Annotated in this window: 1 protein-coding gene; it reads right to left on the bottom strand. The window is 68.2% G+C overall.

Annotation, left to right across the window (positions count from 1 at the left end; genetic code table 11):
* Positions 1-949 (bottom strand): IS481 family transposase (locus ACWDEX_RS37205; RefSeq protein WP_450469120.1); only part of this gene is annotated, 949 nt, incomplete at its 3' end.
* Positions 950-1,073: the final 124 nt, after the last annotated feature.

The following is a 1,073-nucleotide window of genomic DNA, read 5'->3' as shown; positions in this document are numbered from 1 at the left end:
TGTATTGCCCTGAGAGGTTAGGAACGCGGCTGGCGGGTGGCTGACCCTTGAGCGCGGTGTGTCCGCGGTGGTGATTGTAGGTGTGCAGCCATTGCCGGAACGCGGCGCGTCGTTCACCTTCTGAGCGGTAGGGGCGGGCGTAGGCCCATTCGTCGAGCAGGGTGCGGTTGAGGCGTTCGACCTTGCCGTTGGTCTGTGGGCGGTAGGGCCGGGTTCGTTTGTGGGTGATCCCGGCCGCTGCCAGGGTGTCGCGCCAGGCGTGGGACTTGTAGCAGGCGCCGTTGTCGGTCAGGACCCGCTCGACGGTGATCCCGTATGAGGTGAAGAACGCCTGGGCCCGTTGCCAGAAGCCGGTGGCGGTTTCTTTCTTCTCGTCGGTGAGGATCTCGCTGTAGGCGAGGCGGGAGTGGTCGTCGACGGCGGTGTGGATGTAGCTGTAGCCGGCCCCGGACCGGGTCTTGCGGCCGGCTTGGCGGCCCAGTGCTTTGTGGCCGCCGCCGTCGGGGATGTTGCCGAGTTTCTTGATGTCCACGTGGACGAGTTCGCCCGGCCGGTCGCGTTCGTAGCGGCGTATGACACGGCCGGTGGCCCGGTCCAGGTGGGTCAGGCGGGCCATGCCGAAGCGGGTCAGCACGCGGTGGACTGTGGAGGGCGCCAGCCCGAGCAGGTGCGCGATGCGGGCTGGTCCCCAGCGGCGCAGGACGCGGACCTTGATGATCCGGCGTTCGGTGCGGGTCGGGGTGCGGCGCGGGCTGCTGTGCGGACGGGAGGAGCGGTCGGTCATGCCTGCCTCGCCGAACCGGCGGTACCGGTCCGCCCAGCGTTGGGCCGTGGTCGGCGAGACTTGAAAGCGTTCGGCGGCTCGTCGCAGGGGCCAGTTGTCCTCGACGACGCAGCGGGCCAGGCGCAGGCGTCCGGTCTCGGTCAGGGGTGCATTACGGTGGGGCACGAGGGCCTTTCGGTCGGTGTAGACGTCGCAATCCACACCGAACCCGGAAGGCCCTCACCCATTCAAGAATCCTCAGCCGAGACCGGCATCACCAGTCCACAACCTCCCGGGACAGAACACCTAG

The organism is Streptomyces sp. NPDC001020 (assembly GCF_053599115.1).
The sequence above is the reverse complement of the archived record's forward strand: the minus strand, read 5'-3'. Positions and strand labels throughout refer to the sequence as shown.